The 15,347-nt window shown below is 54.8% G+C and carries 13 protein-coding genes; 6 read left to right on the plus strand and 7 right to left on the minus strand.

Going from position 1 to position 15,347, the window contains the following annotated elements; genetic code table 11:
- Positions 1–83 precede the first annotated feature (83 nt).
- Positions 84–623 (minus strand): AAA family ATPase, encoded by a 540-nt coding sequence (locus V1566_RS15255; RefSeq protein WP_395303873.1) that lies wholly within the window; start codon positions 621–623, stop codon positions 84–86.
- Positions 624–967: 344 nt separating this feature from the next.
- Here V1566_RS15255 and V1566_RS15260 point away from each other — a divergent pair, with 344 nt between their 5' ends.
- Together V1566_RS15260 and ansP are read left to right on the plus strand one after the other, a co-directional pair.
- Positions 968–2,503 carry a methyl-accepting chemotaxis protein gene (locus tag V1566_RS15260; RefSeq protein ID WP_395303874.1) on the plus strand — a complete coding sequence of 512 codons (1,536 nt, stop codon included), beginning with the start codon at positions 968–970 and terminating at the stop codon, positions 2,501–2,503.
- A gap of 434 nt (positions 2,504–2,937) precedes the next feature.
- On the plus strand, positions 2,938–4,434 hold the full coding sequence (gene ansP, locus V1566_RS15265) for an L-asparagine permease (RefSeq protein ID WP_047651051.1): 1,497 nt from the start codon (positions 2,938–2,940) through the stop codon (positions 4,432–4,434).
- A gap of 92 nt (positions 4,435–4,526) precedes the next feature.
- Here ansP and V1566_RS15270 read toward each other — a convergent pair whose 3' ends face one another.
- Positions 4,527–5,588 (minus strand): YncE family protein, encoded by a 1,062-nt coding sequence (locus V1566_RS15270; RefSeq protein WP_395303875.1) that lies wholly within the window; start codon positions 5,586–5,588, stop codon positions 4,527–4,529.
- A gap of 242 nt (positions 5,589–5,830) precedes the next feature.
- Between V1566_RS15270 and pqqU the strand changes: the two genes are divergently transcribed.
- Positions 5,831–7,945: a TonB-dependent receptor PqqU gene (pqqU, locus tag V1566_RS15275; protein ID WP_395303876.1), complete on the plus strand. Its 2,115-nt coding sequence runs from the start codon at positions 5,831–5,833 to the stop codon at positions 7,943–7,945.
- Positions 7,946–8,064: 119 nt separating this feature from the next.
- Here pqqU and V1566_RS15280 read toward each other — a convergent pair whose 3' ends face one another.
- The 3 genes from V1566_RS15280 to V1566_RS15290 form a co-directional block, all read right to left on the minus strand.
- Entirely contained in the window at positions 8,065–8,733 is a 669-nt protein-coding gene (locus V1566_RS15280; protein ID WP_395303877.1) for a GntR family transcriptional regulator, read from the minus strand.
- Positions 8,734–8,988: 255 nt separating this feature from the next.
- Positions 8,989–10,029 (minus strand): NADP-dependent oxidoreductase, encoded by a 1,041-nt coding sequence (locus tag V1566_RS15285; protein WP_395303878.1) that lies wholly within the window; start codon positions 10,027–10,029, stop codon positions 8,989–8,991.
- Positions 10,030–10,094: 65 nt separating this feature from the next.
- Positions 10,095–10,670 carry a helix-turn-helix domain-containing protein gene (locus tag V1566_RS15290; protein WP_023311983.1) on the minus strand — a complete coding sequence of 192 codons (576 nt, stop codon included), beginning with the start codon at positions 10,668–10,670 and terminating at the stop codon, positions 10,095–10,097.
- A 148-nt stretch (positions 10,671–10,818) separates the two neighbouring features.
- On the opposite strand from V1566_RS15290, the gene V1566_RS15295 reads away from it, so the two are divergent.
- Entirely contained in the window at positions 10,819–11,337 is a 519-nt protein-coding gene (locus V1566_RS15295; protein ID WP_395303879.1) for a GNAT family N-acetyltransferase, read from the plus strand.
- Positions 11,334–11,783, plus strand: a complete 450-nt coding sequence (locus V1566_RS15300; protein ID WP_395303880.1) for a DMT family transporter — start codon at positions 11,334–11,336, stop codon at positions 11,781–11,783. The genes V1566_RS15295 and V1566_RS15300 overlap by 4 nt, the downstream gene beginning before the upstream one ends.
- Positions 11,784–11,786: 3 nt before the next feature.
- On the opposite strand, the gene V1566_RS15305 is transcribed toward V1566_RS15300, so the two are convergent.
- Together V1566_RS15305 and V1566_RS15310 are read right to left on the minus strand one after the other, a co-directional pair.
- Positions 11,787–12,020 (minus strand): YdcY family protein, encoded by a 234-nt coding sequence (locus V1566_RS15305; RefSeq protein WP_148241772.1) that lies wholly within the window; start codon positions 12,018–12,020, stop codon positions 11,787–11,789.
- A gap of 100 nt (positions 12,021–12,120) precedes the next feature.
- Positions 12,121–13,719 (minus strand): ABC transporter substrate-binding protein, encoded by a 1,599-nt coding sequence (locus V1566_RS15310; RefSeq protein ID WP_395303881.1) that lies wholly within the window; start codon positions 13,717–13,719, stop codon positions 12,121–12,123.
- A 284-nt stretch (positions 13,720–14,003) separates the two neighbouring features.
- Here V1566_RS15310 and V1566_RS15315 point away from each other — a divergent pair, with 284 nt between their 5' ends.
- A complete protein-coding gene (locus V1566_RS15315) occupies positions 14,004–15,344 on the plus strand; it encodes an SrfA family protein (protein ID WP_395303882.1) in 1,341 nt (446 codons plus the stop codon).
- The last annotated feature ends 3 nt before the right edge of the window (positions 15,345–15,347 follow it).

Consider the following 15,347-nt stretch of genomic DNA (forward strand, 5'->3'; position numbering starts at 1 on the left):
CGACATTATTAAAGGCGCATTTCACCACTGAGAAACAATTAATTTACATTTGGTTTGCCGGAAATCAGATATATAAAACCATGCTAAGAATAAGCCTTTAGAAAGGCAATCAGCGCTTTCACCTGCCCGCGGCGGGTAATGCGGACAAAGCGAATATGTGCGTAGCGCGGATCCTGCAGATCGGCTTCATAACGCGTGCGGTTGTTGCGCCAGGTTTTGATTGTCCAGATGATAATGGACTCTTTGCTCAGGAACGCGCGGCGGAAACTCTCTTTGTTCCCGGTTCCGGGCCAGAGCTCGTGCTTATGCCAGGCCCGTTTGATTACCCTGATGACGGCCTGCCAGAGAGTCCGGGCAAACCCATAATCTACCCACACCACAACGTCTACATTACGCCATTTGACGGGTCGCGTGCGGTTATAGTTGCCGTCGAGCACCCAGTCTGGCGACGCCTGTAGCGCCTGCTCCAGTTTTTCCTGAAATTCATCGTCCGGCGTTCCCTGCCAGTCGTGGCGCCAGTAGAGTCTGTCCATCTCGATATAGGGAATAGCCAGTTCGGTCGCAATCTGCTTCGCCAGCGTGCTTTTTCCGCTCCCGCTGGTTCCGATGACGTTAATTTTCACCTCAGCCTCACTGTGTTAACGAAAAACTGACCAAATGATAGCGTTTTCATCCTGTTAACGAAACGCTATTTCAGCCTGGCAATTTTCCCGGGGAGGCGATCTCCCCCTTTCAATTTGGCTTATGTTATTTATTTGCAGCGCCACCCCATAACGCCCCCAGAAAATATTTTCATTTTTATTACATTCCATGGAATTAACAATTTAAAAATATTGCGCAGGGCTATTTCGAACAGTCTTAATTTCAGAGAGAATAGACCACAGGCTGTTATAAAAATAATCACATTAATCTTACCTGAACGTTTTCAGTGTATTTTTTATTCTTGCACATCATCATGGAGTTACTCATGAGGCGTAACACTCCTGTTACACAAAACGAGTATTTGCTTAACGATGGTTCGACGTTAATGTCGACCACCGATACAAAAAGTCATATTACCTATGCTAATTCCGCTTTTATTGAAGCCAGCGGATATAAAGAAGAACATCTTTTAGGTGAGCCACATAACCTCATCCGCCATCCCGATATGCCTGCCGACGCGTTTGGCGACATGTGGTTTACCCTGCAGCAGGGCGAGACCTGGACGGGGATGGTGAAGAACCGTCGTCATAATGGCGATCATTACTGGGTACGGGCTAACGTGACGCCGGTCTGGCAGGGTGGCTCTCTGACGGGCTATATTTCGGTGCGAAATATACCCGCACGGGAAGAGATCGCGGCCAGTGAAAAACTGTATGCAAAAGTGCGTAATAATGAATTAAAACATTACCGCTTTTATAAAGGATTACTGGTTCGGCGCGGTTTATTTTCGTTTATGTCGCTTTTTAAATGTCTTAGCACCAGTAAACGAATCCATCTGGGTATTGTGACTACAGCGTTACTCTCCTGCCTGGCGGTGTATTTATTCCCTGATAAATTTGTGCAGTCTGGAAGTCTGGTACTGCTGTTTATTGCCCTGACCTATTATCTTCATGCGCAGATCTCCCGGCCGGTTAAATCCATTGTGCAACAGATGCAGCGCGTGGTTTCAGGACGTAAAACGGACTATTACCATTTTGACAGGATCGATAACATCGGGCTGATGATGCGCCTGGTCAATCAATCAGGTTTGAACCTGAATTCGCTGGTTGACGATGTCGGGGCGCAAATCAGCGGGATTGGCACCATCAGCCAGCAGGTGGCGAAAGAAGGCGCGGCGCTGCAGACGCGTTCAGAAGAGACCGCAGACTTTCTGCAGCAAACCGCGTCTGCGGTGGAAGAGATCGCCAGCGCGGTAAAGCAGACGGCAGAAACCGCGAAAGAAGCCACGGAGATGGCGGATCGCACCCGCGACAGCGCCCATTGCGGCGAAGCGATGATGAAAGAGACCATCGGTATGATGCAATCCGTGTCGCAGGATAACAGCCAGATCGTCGATATTATCAGCGTTATCGATCGTATTGCCTTCCAGACCAACATTCTTGCGCTGAATGCTGCCGTGGAAGCGGCGCGTGCAGGTGAAGCCGGGCGCGGTTTTGCCGTGGTGGCGGCCGAGGTGCGCAATCTTGCGCAGCACTCCGCGACGGCGGCGAAAGAGATCAAAGTGCTGATTGAGAAAAACGTTGCCAGCGTCAACGCTGGCGTTGAAAAAGTGGAACAGACCGAAACGCAGCTGACGGTTATGATCGACAACGTGCTGCGGGTCTCCTCCCTGATTAAGGAGATCGGCCACGCCACTCAGGAGCAAACCCAGGCGCTGACGCTCATCAACGCATCCATCTCCCGTATCGGCGCAATGACCAGCAACAATACGGGGATGGTGGATAATGTCACTCACGCCGCGAATCACCTGACGCAGCGCACGACGCGCCTGCAGCAGGCGATTGCCGTTTTTGGCGGTTAGCCGTTTGGGGTCTGTAAAGCCTGAGGTCATTTTGTGCGTTATCGCAGAGCCATCGCCCGCCTGTTACCGTTTCAGGTTACAGGCGGGTGCTCTGAGGTAATCCAAATTTATACCATCTGGTAATAATTAAGAGATTCTGATGATTAAATAATCAACCCACCAACTGTTTTGTCTAAAAACTCATCACGATTCAGCGTGTTGCGATCGCCGTCTGCTCTGACCACACGATTTCCTTCGACGTGCATCACTTTCGGCACGGTTATATTTTGCGTCGCTTATGAATTGCAGGTAGGATGCCTCGCCATGTTTCGCCTTATCCATACGCAGAATGACTGGGAAGGCGACATGTGTTTGCGCAGAAGCAATCGTTTGTATTGCTTTCTGCCAGGCAGGACTATCACGATAATGGTTCAGACAGGCAAACAGGTAACTCAATGAAAACAAGCAATAAAAGCGCAGCCGATCATCATGCTGCTAAACGTCGCTGGTTAAACTCCCACGAAGAGGGCTACCACAAAGCGATGGGCAACCGTCAGGTTCAAATGATCGCCATCGGCGGCGCTATCGGAACGGGTCTGTTTTTAGGTGCTGGTGCGCGTCTGCAAATGGCTGGCCCGGCTCTCGCCCTGGTCTATCTGGTGTGCGGGATCTTCTCTTTCTTCATTCTACGCGCGCTGGGCGAACTGGTACTGCATCGCCCTTCCAGCGGAAGCTTCGTCTCCTACGCCCGTGAATTCCTCGGTGAAAAAGCGGCCTACGTTGCGGGCTGGATGTACTTCGTTAACTGGGCAATGACCGGTATTGTCGATATCACCGCCGTTGCGCTGTACATGCACTACTGGGGCGCGTTCGGTGACGTGCCGCAGTGGGTCTTTGCGCTTGGCGCGCTGGCGATTGTCGGCACCATGAACATGATCGGCGTGAAGTGGTTCGCGGAGATGGAGTTCTGGTTCGCGCTGGTAAAAGTGCTGGCCATTGTGATTTTCCTTGTCGTGGGTACCGTCTTCCTCGGCAGCGGCAAGCCGCTGGACGGCAATGCCACCGGCTTCCACCTGATAACCGATAACGGCGGATTCTTCCCGCACGGTCTGTTGCCTGCGCTGGTGCTGGTTCAGGGCGTCGTGTTCGCCTTCGCCTCCATCGAACTGGTGGGCACCGCAGCAGGTGAATGTAAAGATCCGCAGACGATGGTGCCAAAAGCCATCAACAGCGTGATCTGGCGTATCGGTCTGTTCTACGTCGGTTCCGTGGTGCTGCTGGTTCTGCTGCTCCCGTGGACTGCTTATCAGGCAGGTCAGAGTCCGTTCGTGACCTTCTTCTCTAAGCTGGGCGTACCTTACGTTGGCAGCATCATGAACATCGTGGTTCTGACGGCAGCGCTCTCCAGCCTGAACTCCGGCCTTTACTCTACCGGTCGTATCCTGCGCTCTATGTCGATGGGCGGTTCCGCGCCGAAGTTCATGTCGAAAATGAGCAAGCAGCAGGTTCCCTATGCGGGGATTCTGGCAACGCTGGTGGTTTACGTCTTTGGCGTATTCCTGAACTATCTGGTGCCGTCCCGCGTATTTGAAATCGTTCTGAACGTGGCTGCACTGGGGATTATCGCCTCCTGGGCCTTTATTGTGGTCTGCCAGATGCGTCTGCGCAAAGCGATCAAAGAAGGCAAAGCGGCTGATGTGAGCTTCAAGATGCCGGGCGCACCGGTGACCTCCTGGCTCACCCTGCTGTTCCTGTTCAGCGTGCTGGTGCTGATGGCGTTCGACTACCCGAACGGTACCTACACCATCGCGACCATTCCGCTGCTGGCGGTACTGCTGATTGCTGGCTGGTTCGGCGTGCGTAAGCGCGTTCACGAGATCCACAGCACCGCGCCGGTTCATCACGACGATGAAAAACACGACGCGCCGCTGGTAGAAGAGACCTCGCGTTAATAAAAAAGCCGGGTGGCGGCTTCGCCTTACCCGGCCTACTTCTCATGGTTTTGTCGGCCCGGTAAGCGCAGCGCCACCGGGCAGTTCCCACATCAGAGTGCGATACGAATCACATCATCAGGCTGGGTAGCTTCCTGCTGACGGGTCGACTTCTGTTTCACCGTCACATACAGCGTTTTACCATCGGCAGAGAGTGCCAGGCTGTTCGGGTAAACCGGCGTATCGAACGTTTTGGTCACCTTGTAGGTTTTCGCGTCAATCACGCTCACCTTGCCCGCTTCGCGGTGCGTCACATAGACTTCATTACGCGTTGGGTTAAACAGGACGGCCAGTGATTCAGGCGCGGCGATCTTCTCCATTACGCTGCCGTCTTTCAGGCTCACCACCAGCACTTCAGGCTGTTTTGAATCGGTCAGGAAGGCACGCTGACCGGCAGTGTCGAGGCTCAGGTTCAGATAGAAGTGCTCTTTACCGTCATCCTGCACCTTCTTACGGCTCAGGATTTTGTTCGTGGCCGTATCGATCGTCACCAGCTCACCATCCGCATTCGTGGTATAGAGGCGTTTCGCCTGGGCATCCAGCGCCAGGCCGGTGCTGTAGGTACCGGTATTGGCAATGGTCTCTTTCAGCTTCAGCGTTGCGCCATCCACCACCCAAATCACGCTCTCTTTGCCGACACCGGTGATGTAAATCGTGTTGCTCGCGTCATCCGCCACCAGCTGGCGCGGCTGCAGCGGTTTGACGGTTTCACTGCGCTGGCGATTATCAAGCACCAGACGCCCCTTCACGTCGCCCGTTTTCGCATCGATGGCCGTCACCGCGCCGTTAATGGTGTTGCCAAACCACAGGGTTTGCGTCGCGCTATCAAGCGTGGCACCAAAGGGTTTGAGATCGCTATGAATCGCCTGCGTCACGTCCAGCGTGACCGGATCAAGGCGATAGATAACCCCGCCCTTATCGGTTTTGCGGCTTTGTGACGTCGCCACCCACAGTGCATTCTCCTGCTGGCTGACCGCCATTTCATACGCCCCTTTGCCCACCGCTTTACGCAGCACCTCTTCGGCGGCATGCACCTGGAACGTCCCGGCAAGCAGTAAAGTGGCAGACAGCAGTGACATGCTCAGACGCGGCGAGCACAGATGACGTAAAGACATAACAATTCCTTTTCTGAAAAGAGGGGTTTCCGCTGACATCACTTCCGGCAGGCAACGTCATGGCAATGCCTTTTGATAATGAGAATAGTAATCATTAATGAGAGAAATGTGGAGTTTTTCTTTCGCGTCTCGCCTTTCATTAACGCAATGTGCGGTTATAGTTTTCAAAACATTTACAAAACCTTTAACATGTATGGACATGTTCCATTTGGTTCGTTTATACACCACAACCGGTTTTATTCATGAAAATCATTTCTGCCCGTAAGGCCTCTCTCCCGCTGCTGCTGGTTCCCGTTACTTTCGCGCCGCTAACCGCAATAAGCGCGGAGGAACAGACCATGATCGTCAGCGCCACGCCGCAAACCGTATCGGAGCTGGATACCCCGGCCGCGGTTAGCGTCGTCAATGGCGATGATATGCGCCAGGCCGCGCCTCGCATTAACCTGTCTGAATCCCTTGGCAGCGTGCCGGGACTGCAAATTCAGAACCGCCAGAACTATGCTCAGGACCTCCAGCTTTCGATGCGTGGGTTTGGCGCCCGCTCAACGTTTGGCGTGCGCGGTATCCGTATGTACGTCGACGGTATCCCTGCCACCATGCCGGACGGCCAGGGTCAGACCTCCAACATCGATCTCTCCAGCGTCGAGAGCGTTGAAGTGCTGCGCGGCCCCTTCTCTGCCCTGTACGGCAACGCCTCTGGCGGCGTGATTAACATCAACACCCAGACCGGGCAGCAGCCGCCGACCATTGAAGCCAGCAGCTATTACGGCAGCTACGGGACCTGGCGCTACGGCATGAAAGCCACCGGCGCGATGGGTGATGGTACCCACGCGGGCGATGTGGATTACACCGTTTCTACCACCCGATTTACCACCAAAGGTTTTCGCGACCATAGCGGCGCGCGTAAGAACCTTGCCAACGCCAAACTGGGCGTGCGGATTGATGACGTCAGCAAGCTGACGCTCATCTTTAACAGCGTGGACATGAAGGCTAACGATCCGGGCGGGCTGAGCTATCAGGAGTGGCAGAATAATCCGCGTCAGTCTCCGCGTGGCGATCAGTACAACACCCGCAAGACCATCAAACAGACCCAGGCCGGTCTGCGCTACGATCGCCAGCTCAGCGTGCAGGACGACCTCAGCGTGATGATGTACGCCGGCGAGCGTGAAATGACGCAGTACCAGTCGATTCCGTATCAGCCGCAGCTGAGACCCTCCCACTCCGGCGGGGTGATTGATATGCAGCGTCATTATCAGGGTATCGATACCCGCTGGACGCACCGTGGCGAACTGCTGGTGCCGGTCACCTTCACCACTGGCCTGAACTACGAAAACCTGAGCGAAGATCGTCGCGGATACGAGAACTTCGTGATGAACAACGGCGTGCCGGATTATGGCGTGAAGGGTGACAAACGTCGAAACGAACGTAACCTGATGTGGAACGTCGATCCTTACCTGCAAAGCAGCTGGCAGCTGACGCAGAAGCTGTCACTGGATGCGGGGGTGCGCTACAGCTCAGTCTGGTTTGATTCCAATGACCATTACGTTACGCCGGGCAACGGCGATGACAGCGGTGACGCGAGCTACCACAAGTGGCTCCCCGCGGGATCCGTGAAGTATGCGGTGACGGACGCATGGAATCTTTACGCTGCTGCAGGGCGTGGATTCGAAACGCCAACCATCAACGAACTCTCCTATCGTGCCGATAACCAGGGCGGTCTGAACATTGGCCTGAAGCCGTCCACCAACAACACGTACGAAGTGGGCAGCAAAACCCGTATCGGCAATGGCCTGCTGACGGCAGCCCTGTTCCGCACCGACACGGATGATGAGATCGTGGTGGATGCCAGCGCGGGCGGACGTACCAGCTATAAAAATGCCGGTAAAACCCGTCGTCAGGGTGTGGAAGTCTCCCTCGACCAGCAGTTTGCTGAGAACTGGAAGCTGAAGCTGGCGTGGACCTACCTGGACGCGACCTACCGCACCAACGTCTGCAGCGACGCAGACTGTAACGGTAATCGTATGCCGGGCATCGCCCGTAACATGGGCTACGCCTCGTTTGGCTGGCAGCCGGAGGAAGGCTGGTACGCAGGCTCCGACGTCCGCTACATGAGCGATATCATGGCCGACGACGAGAACACGGCGAAAGCGCCATCGTATACGGTGGTCGGGCTGAACACCGGGTATAAATTCAACTATGGCAACTGGGGCATGGACGTCTTTGGCCGCGTCGACAACCTGTTTGACAAAGAATACGTTGGCTCGGTTATTGTCAACGAGTCCAACGGTCGTTATTACGAACCTGCACCAGGCCGTAACTACGGGGTCGGGCTGTCGGTCTCTTATCGCTTCGAGTAAGTAAAAAGAAAAGTTTATTTTATTAATGAAATAACCCTCCTGATGGCAATAAACCATCAGGAGTTATTCACCAGATAAATAATTAGGTGCGGTATATAGTCGCTCTGTTAAATAATCTCTTAGTTAAAATATTGTCGCTGTAAAAGCAAATTCGCTTCATCAATCACCTTATCAATCGCCTTCTGGCAGGCGACAACATCTCTTCGCTCAAGGGCGGAAAGAAGTTCGTCATAGTGATAGGTCGATGCTTTGATGTCGTTAAGCTCCTGATGCAGATAGTTCATACAGGGCCCGATGCGCACCCAGAGCTGTTCAATCAACGCATTAAGCGTCGGCATTTCCGCATACTGATAGAGCGTAAAGCGGAAGATGCGATTTGCATGCAGCGCCTGCTGAACGTTTCCGTTGCGCATGGCCTCATGGAATGCCTCTGACATTTTGCGCAACGCCTCCAGCTTGCCTTCTGACATATTCTGGCATGCTGCGGCGACCGCCATCGGTTCAAGCTGTTTTCTGATGGCGTTAATTTCGTTATAACGCTCCAGCGTCACCTCCGGAACCAGAAATGCCTGCGCGGGCGTGGCGTGTAATGCCCCTGATGACACCAGACGCAAAAGCGCCTCGCGAACCGGAGTAATACTGGTTCCTAATTTATCCGCGATCTCTTTCGTAATCAGTCGTGCCCCAGGTTTGAGGGAGCCCGTAATTAACGCTCCTTTCAAACTGAGTTCAACTTGCATGGTAAGACTGATCCTTTGGGCTTTTTCTAAGTGATCCAAATCAAGCATGTTCAATTCCTGTAGCTAAAACTTAATGCTATTTTTAAACGCCAGTTTTAATAAAACGACGCTGGTCCGATATATCCTGTATCGTCATGCCTGGTGATGGGAAGTTCATAAAAACATCAAAAAAAGCAAAGTTTGTTTTTTTATCGGTTTCGGGCCTATCCGGGATGCGGGCGCGAAATGCCATGTCCATTAATTAAAGACAATATATCGTATCTTCACAAATAAATATGGCGGGAAACCCCGCCATAAAGCTGTTTATTTATTGTCACCCGCGACGCGAATCACGACTTTGCCGAAGTTACGCCCTTCAAGAAGGCCGATCAGCGCCTCCGGTGCGTTCTCCAGCCCGTCCGTTACCTGTTCACGATAGTGAATTTTGCCCTCCTGCACCCAGCGCCCCATCTCTTCCTGAAACTCCTTAATGCGGTGCCCGTAGTCCTGGCCGATGATAAAGCCCTGCATACGAATGCGTTTCTTCAGAATGGTCGCCATCAGGAGCGGCAGGCGATCCGGCCCCTCGGGCAGGCCCGTCGCATTGTAGCCGCTCACCAGACCACAAACCGGCACGCGGGCGGAGGTATTCAGTAACGGCAGCACGGCGTCAAACACTTTCCCGCCGACGTTTTCATAATAGACATCAATCCCGTTCGTGCAGGCGTGTTTCAGCTGTTCGGCAAAATCGGCCGCGTGATGATCCAGACACTGGTCAAACCCGAGAACCTCAACGGCATGGCGGCATTTTTCAGCGCCACCGGCGACGCCGACCACCAGGCACCCTTTGATTTTGCCGATCTGCCCGACGGTCGCGCCAACCGGGCCCGTCGCCGCAGCGACCACCAGCGTTTCACCCGCTTTTGGCTGCCCGATATCCAGCAACCCCATATAGGCGGTAAAGCCCGGCATGCCCAGAATACCCAGTGCCCAGGAAGGGTGTGACGGATTTTCCCCCAGCTTCACCAGGCCGCTGCCGTCTGAGAGTTCATACTCCTGCCAGCCGCTGTAGCCCAGAACCCACTCACCCGGTTTGAAATCGGGGTGACGGGATTGCTCAACGCGGCTGACCGTTCCCCCTACCATCACCGCGCCCAGCTCAGCCGGCGGTGAATAGGATGGCGCATCGCTCATGCGTCCCCGCATGTAAGGGTCCAGCGACAGCCAGACGGTACGTAGCAAAAGTTGCCCCTCAACGGGGGCTGGAACAGGCTGCGTTTCGAGACGAAAATTTTCCGCGACCGGCGCCCCCTGTGGACGAGAGGCCAGTACCCAGCGGCGATTTTGCGAAACAGGTTGATTCATCGGGATCTCCTTCTGGTACACATGTCATTACAGCCTGGCTCACGATCGGCGTTATCGCATTAGCATTACGAGGCAGACTGGTTAAGGCGTACAACCAGATAGATACAGGTTTCATTCGTTTCATTGATAAACCGGCAGTCATTTGGCGGCCCCAGCTCGAGACAATCTCCGGCGTGCATTTCGTGGCGCGTATCGCCCTCCTGAAACACCAGTTCACCGGACTGGAGCCAGATAAGCTGACGTGCCAGCGCGTATGAAGATGCAGGCATCGGAACATCGCTGCCCGCGGGCAGTTCAACCTGAACAAGGTCGATGGGCAGATCGGTGCGGGGAGAAACGTGGCGGCGGAGATAGTGCGTCTGCGGGTCGCGCCAGACGGGCTGGTTTGCCAGGCGGAGCAGCTTGCCCTCCTGCATCTCGGCCCGGGCAATCAGCGTGGACATGCTGATGCCAAACGCGCCTGACAGGCGGGCAAGCAAGGTGGCCGTCGGGCTACTGTCCCCGCGCTCTATCTTATGGATCATGGCGCGGGAGACGCCTGCCCGGTCGGCAAGCTCGCTCAGGGACCATCCGCGAGACTCGCGCTCGAGGCGAATTCTTGCGCTAATCCGTTGATTCATCGTGTCTGTTATGGTGTTCATGACGTCATACTATAGTGTATGAACGGCATTTCAATGGGCTTTTGATAACAAAAAAATATGGCTTATGCCGTAGCGTTCAGGCTATACGGTTGTGTAATATCGTAGCAACAACGTAATACTATAGTGAACAACACACAGAGGTTTAATCATGATCGTTCGTCACGCCTGCAAAGAAGACTGCGCTGCGATAGGAGAGATCTACAACCACGCGGTGCTGCATACCGCCGCAATCTGGAACGATAAAACCGTCGATACCGATAACCGAATCGCCTGGTTTGAGGCGCGCACGCTCGCGGGTTACCCGGTTCTCGTAAGCGAAGAAGACAGCGTTGTCACCGGCTACGCCTCTTTTGGCGACTGGCGCGCGTTTGACGGTTTTCGCCATACGGTTGAGCACTCGGTTTATGTCCACCCGGGGCATCAGGGCAAAGGCATTGGCCGCACGCTGATGAAGGCGTTGATAATTGAGGCTCGTCAGATCGGCAAACACGTCATGGTGGCGGGAATTGAAGCGCAGAACCACGCCTCGATTCATCTGCACGAAACGCTGGGATTTGTGACGACGGGACAGATGCCACAGGTGGGCACCAAGTTTGGCCGCTGGCTGGACTTAACCTTTATGCAGCTGCAGCTGGACGAGCGCAGCGACCCGGACGCCATCCCATGAATCAGTCACTGACGCTGGCGTTTCTGGTGGCGGCGGGCATTGGCCTGGTGGTGCAAAACACCTTAATGGTGCGAATCACCCAGTCCTCTTCCACCATACTTATCGCGATGCTGCTGAATTCCCTGGTCGGCATTGTGCTGTTTGTCAGTATTCTGCTGCTGAAACAGGGCTTCGCCGGGTTTAGCGAGCTGGCCGCAACGGTACGCTGGTGGACGCTTATCCCGGGGCTGCTGGGGTCGTTTTTCGTGTTTGCCAGCATTAGCGGGTATCAGAACGTTGGCGCGGCGACGACTATCGCCGTGCTGGTGGCAAGCCAGCTGATTGGCGGGCTGATGCTGGACGTGCTGAGAAGCCATGGCGTTCCGCTCCGCGCCCTGATTGGCCCGGTGTGCGGCGCGGTGATGCTGGTCGTCGGGGCCTGGCTGGTGGCGCGACGCCAGTTTTGATCGTTACAGTATGGTGCCGCCTTTGGTCAGTTGTTCCTCACGCGCATCCATCTCTTCTTTATGCTGCTTACCGTGGTGTGAAATCGCGGTACGCAGCCGCTGCTGCTGGGTGTAGCGATCTTCACGGCTAAGCTCTGCATCTTCGCTTAATTCAATCAGCAGTTCATTCATGTGGGTAATCACGCTCTCTTCGATGGCGGCATCGACACGGGCGGTAACTTCATTTAAATGTGACATTGTCACTCCTTGTTATGTGCCCGGTGGCGCTACGCTTACCGGGCCTACGGGTGCCAAATGTAGGCCGGGTAAGGCGCAGCCGCCACCCGGCGAAAAACGCTTAGTTCAGCTTCGCTTTGGAGAAATCGCTGCCCATCAGGCTCACGCTGTATCCGGTCACGTTGCTGCGGGTCGCATAGAACGTTTTGCCGTTTGCCAGCGCAATCCACGGCGCCTGCTGGTAGAAAATCTCCTGCGCCTGGCCGTAGAGTTTCGCACGCTCGGCCAGGTTGCTGGTCAGCTTCGCTTTTTGCACCAGATCATCATACCCCTTATCGCACCAGCGCGCGGCGTTTGAACCGGTTTTGATGCTGTTGCAGCCCAGCAGAACGTCGGCAAAGTTGTCCGGATCGCCGTTATCGGACATCCAGCCAAACAGCGCGGAGTCATGTTCGCCTTTGCGCATTCCGGAGAGGTATTCGCCCCACTCGTAGGAGACGATTTTGGCCTTCACGCCGACTTTGGCCCAGTCGCTCTGGATCATCTCCGCGATACGGCGCGAGTTAGGGTTGTACGGACGCTGAACCGGCATTGACCACAGCGTGACTTCCGCGCCCTTCTCCAGCCCGGCCTGCTTCAGCAGCGCTTTCGCTTTTTCAGGATCGTAGCTGTAGTCCTTCAGGTCTTTGTTAAAGCCCAGCATGTTTGGCGGGATCGGCGATTTTGCCACCGTACCCGATCCCATAAAGACCGCGTTAACGATAGCCTGTTTGTCGGTCGCGTAGTTCAGCGCCTGACGCACCAGCACGTTATCAAACGGTTTTTTCTCGGTGTTGAACGCCAGGTAGCCGACGTTCAGCGCATCGACGGCGTGCAGCGTCAGGTCCTTGTTGTTCTTGATAACATCGAACTGCACCGGGGACGGCGCAGGAACGATCTGGCACTCGTTGGTCTGCAGCTTCGCCAGACGCGTTTCCACATTTGGCGTGATGGAGAAGATGAGATGCTTCGTTGGAACCTCGCCGTCCCAGTAGTTCGGGTTAGCAACATAGCGGATCAGCGAATCCACCTTATATTGCTGGAGGACATAAGGCCCGGTCCCAATCGGCCAGGTATCAACGTTCTCAGGCGTGCCTTTTTTCAGCATCGCGTCGGCGTATTCAGCGGAAAGAATAGAGGCGAAATCCATCCCCCAGTCGGCCAGGAACGCGGCGTTAGGCTCGCTGAGGGTGAACTGAACGTGGTAATCGTCGACCTTTTTAACGTCCTGGATCAGCTTATCGAGACCCACATCGTTGAAGTATTCGTAGTTGCCCTGCGACACGTTGTGGTACGGGTGCTTAGGGTCTTTCTGACGCATGACCGAGAAAATAACGTCATCGGCGTTAAAGTCGCGCGTTGGTTTGAAGTATTTATTGCTGTTGAACTTCACCCCTTTGCGCAGGGTAAAGGTGTAGGTCTTGCCGTCCGGTGAAATCGTCCAGGACTCCGCCAGCGACGGAACCGGGGTGTTTTTCACCGGGTCGAAATTGATCAGGCGGTTATACAGCACCTGAGAGCTGGCCACAAAAGACGGGCCAGAGCTGGCAATTTGCGGGTTGAACGACTCGGGGGACGCTTCAGAACAGTAAATAAGGGTGTTGTTGTTTGCCGCCCACGCGGCACCGGCTGGTAAAAAAGCGCTCAGCGCAAGGGCGAGCAGTGTTTTCCCTGTAGACATGGTTATAACCCTGACAGTTTTATTATATAAGACAGTAATAACAGCACAGGCGGTATGACCTGGCAAATAACGAAACACTATCAGGTTATTCTAAAGCCGCATTTTTTGCTGTTTTAACCGTCAGCGCCCAAAAACCGTGATTTGCCTTAAGGGCCATTATTCGTCAAGCACAACCGTCATTTTCTATGCCGCAAGAAATCGGCCCTTTTAGCGTCTCTTCCCCCGTTTGGTTGCTTCCTCGTTTCGTTAAAGTAACGGTGTGAAGAAGTATATGGGATCAAATCGTGGCAAAAACTCTTTTACGCAGCGGTAACCTGGATGACTTTCAGGCCGTTGGCGGCGGCGGACAAGCCGTTTTTGAATCAGCGTTACAAATCCGGGAAGCGCTCCGGTTGCGCAAACAACAGGCCATCGTCGACTGTCTGGCTATTCCTCAGGTCAACGACAGCGGTGACCGCGTGGACTGGTATTCCCCTGTGGAAGGGAGCGTAACCAGCTGGAAAGCGGCCGATGAAGATGACCGTTATCGCGCCCTGCGCTATCTGGAAAACACGCTAGCCAGCGTCGAGTCGTTAAGCAAGAAATGTCTCCAGTCTCCCAAAACCGCGCAGCAGCTTTTTGGTTCTCTCCTGTCGAAGGCGTTTCAGTTCCCGGGTGAAAACTTCCTCTTCCTGGTCGACGGAAAGCCGGTCATCAGCTTCTGGGGGTTTGTAAACCTGAACGAGAATGCGCGCGACGATGTCCTCGACTGCCTGCGTGAATCGCTGGTCCCTGAGCCTGCCCCCGTTGTCATTGAAGATCCTGAACCAGAACCTGAGCCAGAACCGCTGGTGGCCTTTGAACACGCTGACGAGCCGCTGATCGCCCCTTCCACGGTGGTGCGCATTACGCCGGAAGAACTTTATGAACCAGAGCCAGCCCCGGTTGTGGCGCAACCCGTTCAGGAACCGACTGCGCCGATCGTCGCGAAAAAGCGCCGCGTTCCCCTGTGGACGCTGCCGGTTGCCGCCGTGATCGTTGCCGCCATTGCAGCACCGCTGCTGTGGCCAAAACAGTCGCCTTCCGCTGAGCCCGCACCGGTGCCCGCACCTGAGCCCGTGGAGATTGCGCCAAAACCGATCAAAGCGGTTGAGCCGCTGGCAATGAAATTACCGCTGCATCAGGCAGAGGTCCTGGCAAGCAAAGAAAAAGAGCCTGCTCCTGCGCCACAGCCCGCCCCGGTGGTGATTGTCGCCATCCCGAAAGATGCCATGGTGATGGAAGCGAATCAGGTAAAAGCGGGATCGACGCGTTTCCTGAACGGCACCTGGCGTGCGGTTCTCGACGTAAAAGATCCGGTAACCGGTAAGCCGCCGTCAATGCGCTATCAGATTCAGAACAACAAAGGTTTCGCCCGGGTTGTCCATGGCGACAACGTTGTCTGCCGCGCGGAGGTCTTCTCCGGGCTGCACAGCAATGGCGAGCTGATGATTAAAAGTCGCGGTACTGCCCGCTGCACCGACGGCTCCCGCTACCCGATGCCGGAGGTTGCCTGTAAAGCAGGCGCCAGCGATATCGCGGAATGTCGCGCCCGTTATGATGCCAATACCGTCGTCCCACTGACGTTCAAGAAAGCAGGTGCCTGATCC

It is taken from the genome of Enterobacter sp. ECC-019, assembly GCF_043974075.1.
In the GTDB taxonomy this organism is placed as follows: domain Bacteria; phylum Pseudomonadota; class Gammaproteobacteria; order Enterobacterales; family Enterobacteriaceae; genus Enterobacter; species Enterobacter asburiae_D.

Bases quoted from the DNA above. Each gene is read 5' to 3' on its own strand.
- V1566_RS15290 (WP_023311983.1), bottom strand. From the start codon at position 10,670: ATGAACACCATAACAGACACGATGAATCAACGGATTAGCGCAAGAATT.
- V1566_RS15260 (WP_395303874.1), top strand. From the start codon at position 968: ATGAGGCGTAACACTCCTGTTACACAAAACGAGTATTTGCTTAACGAT.
- V1566_RS15270 (WP_395303875.1), bottom strand. From the start codon at position 5,588: ATGTCTTTACGTCATCTGTGCTCGCCGCGTCTGAGCATGTCACTGCTG.
- ansP (WP_047651051.1), top strand. From the start codon at position 2,938: ATGAAAACAAGCAATAAAAGCGCAGCCGATCATCATGCTGCTAAACGT.
- V1566_RS15300 (WP_395303880.1), top strand. From the start codon at position 11,334: ATGAATCAGTCACTGACGCTGGCGTTTCTGGTGGCGGCGGGCATTGGC.
- pqqU (WP_395303876.1), top strand. From the start codon at position 5,831: ATGAAAATCATTTCTGCCCGTAAGGCCTCTCTCCCGCTGCTGCTGGTT.
- V1566_RS15310 (WP_395303881.1), bottom strand. From the start codon at position 13,719: ATGTCTACAGGGAAAACACTGCTCGCCCTTGCGCTGAGCGCTTTTTTA.
- V1566_RS15295 (WP_395303879.1), top strand. From the start codon at position 10,819: ATGATCGTTCGTCACGCCTGCAAAGAAGACTGCGCTGCGATAGGAGAG.
- V1566_RS15305 (WP_148241772.1), bottom strand. From the start codon at position 12,020: ATGTCACATTTAAATGAAGTTACCGCCCGTGTCGATGCCGCCATCGAA.
- V1566_RS15280 (WP_395303877.1), bottom strand. From the start codon at position 8,733: ATGCTTGATTTGGATCACTTAGAAAAAGCCCAAAGGATCAGTCTTACC.
- V1566_RS15285 (WP_395303878.1), bottom strand. From the start codon at position 10,029: ATGAATCAACCTGTTTCGCAAAATCGCCGCTGGGTACTGGCCTCTCGT.